Here is a 2,737-nt window from a genome sequence, read left to right on the forward strand (position 1 = left end):
CAGTGTGAAGAAGTGATAGTATTCGCCTGACTCCCCCCTCGAAGGACTTATCCCCACAAATCCTTCGACTTGTAAATCCCCCCCCAATCGGCTAAAATCTTCCGGATAATCAGGTAAAGGTGAACGGCTTGAAAAAACGCCCTTATTCCCCATACATAGTCGCGGTGGTCCTCGTAATCGTGGTCTCGGCGTGCACGCCGAATAACCCCTATCGCGCGAGCGAGAAGGGCGAGGAGATATTCTACACCACCTTCGACGAACCGCCGAAACACCTCGACCCGGCCCGCTCCTACTTCTCGAGCGAGTACGACTTCCTCGCCCAGATATACGAGCCGCTCGTGCAGTACCACTACCTCCGGCGCCCGTACGAACTGGTCCCGCTCTCGGGCGAGGCCGTCCCCGTACCCGCCTACTTCGACAAGAGCGGAAACAGACTCCCGCAGGAGGTGTCGCCCGAGAAGGTCCACCGCGCAACATACGAGATCAAGGTCAAAAAAGGCGTCATGTACCAGCCGCACCCGGCGTTCGCGAAAACTTCCGACGGCAACCTCCTCTACGCGAAGCTCACCGAAGCCGACCTCGCGGGCATAACCCAGATAAAGCATTTTTCCGAAACCGGCACCAGGGAGCTCAGCTCCGACGACTTCATCTACGAGATAATGCGTATGGCCGACCCGCAGCTCCACTGCCCCATCCTTCCGATACTCACCGACTATATCCTCGGGCTCGACGAGTACGCCGTAGCCCTTACCAAAGAGCTCGAAGAGACCCGTGCCGCGCGGAAAGAAAAAGCCGGGGCGGCCTACAGCCAGACGCTCGACGAGCGGGCGAACCCCATAATACTCGACTACAAGAAGTACCCGCTCCCCGGCATCGAGCGGATCGACGACCACACCTTCAAGATCATCCTCAAGCGCAAGTACCCTCAGTTCGCCTACTGGCTGGCCATGCCGTTCTTCTCTCCCGTACCCGAGGAGGCCGTCCGCTTCTACAAGCAGGGGCCGCTCGCCGACCGGAACATCAGCATCGACCGCTACCCCGTAGGCACGGGCGCCTACATGATGGAGACCTTTAACGAAAACATGGAGCTCGTCCTCGCCCGTAACCCTAACTTCCGCGGCGAGCCCTACCCCGCAGACGGAGAGGAGGGCGACGGAGAGAAAGGCCTCCTGGAAGACGCGGGCCGGGCCATGCCCTTCATAGAACGCATAGTCTTCAAGCTCGAAAAGGAGGCCATCCCCCGCTGGAACAAGTTCCTCCAGGGCTACTACGACAACTCGGGCATAAGCTCCGACAGCTTCGACCAGGCCGTCAACATGTCGGCCGAAGGCAGGGCCGAGATAACGGAGTTCATAAAAGAGAAGGATATAAAACTCATAACCTCCGTCCGCCCCACCACCTACTACATGGGCTTCAACATGCTCGACGATACGGTAGGCGGCTACACGCCGGAGAGGAAAAAACTCCGCCGGGCCATATCCATCGCACTCGACTGGGAGGAGTTCATCGAGATATTCAGTAACGGCCGGGGCATCGCTGCCATGAGCCCGCTGCCGCCGGGCATCTTCGGCCACCTGAAGGGAAAAGAAGGCATGAACCCGTACCTCTACGACTGGGACGAGGAGCGGCAGAGGCCCACCAAAAAATCGATAGACGAGGCGAAAAAACTCCTTGCCGAGGCCGGCTACCCCGGAGGCCGCGACAGAGAAGGCCGCCCGCTCGTCATAAACTTCGACAACGCCTGGACCGGCGCGGAATCGAAACCCACGATACACTGGATAGTAAAACGGCTCAGGCTCCTCGGCATTCAACTCGAAAACCGCACCACCGACTACAACCGCTTCCAGGAGAAAATGCAAAAGGGAAATTTACAGATCTACTTCCTCGGCTGGAACGCCGACTACCCGGACCCGGAAAACTTCTTCTTTCTCCTGCACGGCCCGAGCGGCAAGGTAAAACACCACGGCGAGAACTCGTCGAACTACGCGAGCCCGCGCTTCGACAGCCTCTTCAAGAAGATGGAGAACATGGACAACTCCCCGGAGAGGCTCCGGATAGTGCGCGAGATGGTCTTACTCCTGCAGGAAGACTCGCCCTGGATGTGGGGATACCACCCCGTGGCCTTCAGCTTGAGCCACTCGTGGATGGGAAACCTCAAGAGCAACTCCATGGCCAATAACACCATTAAGTACAGGAAGCTGGACACCGGGCTCAGGGAAGAGCGGAGACATAAGTGGAACAGGCCCAACTTCATCCCCATCGCCGTAACCGCCATGGTCCTCGTGGCAGGCTCCGTACCGGCGATAGTGTCGATAAGGAGAAGGCTCGGGCTCGGAAAGAAAGGGAAGTAAGGAAAAGAGATGCTCTCATACATCATAAGAAGGATACTCTACGCCGTGCCGATACTGATCGGGGTGAACCTCCTGACGGCCCTCCTCTTCTTCCGCGTCAACACGCCCGACGACATGGCGAGGACCATCCTCGGCGAGAAGCGCGTGACCCCGGAGGCGATAGAGAACTGGAAGCGCGATAACGGCTACAACCTCCCGGCCTTCGTTAACACAAAGGAAGACGGCTTCTCGATCGTAACGCAGACCATATTTTTCCAAAAGTCCGCCCCGCTCCTCTGGTTCGACTTCGGCAGGTCGGACAGGAACAACATCGACATCGGCCGGGAGATACGAGAAAGGATGTGGCCGAGCCTCGCCATAGCCATACCCACCTTTATAATCGGGAT

Annotated in this window: 2 protein-coding genes; both read left to right on the forward strand. The window is 58.1% G+C overall.

Translation table 11 applies throughout. From position 1 onward, the window contains the following. Positions 1-128 precede the first annotated feature (128 nt). Entirely contained in the window at positions 129-2,351 is a 2,223-nt protein-coding gene (locus V3W31_00370) for an ABC transporter substrate-binding protein (protein ID MEE9613392.1), read from the forward strand. Between the two features lie 9 nt (positions 2,352-2,360). Then, positions 2,361-2,737 (forward strand): ABC transporter permease (locus V3W31_00375; protein MEE9613393.1); only part of this gene is annotated, 377 nt, incomplete at its 3' end.

It is taken from the genome of Thermodesulfobacteriota bacterium, assembly GCA_036482575.1.
In the GTDB taxonomy this organism is placed as follows: Bacteria; Desulfobacterota; GWC2-55-46; order GWC2-55-46; family JAUVFY01; genus JAZGJJ01.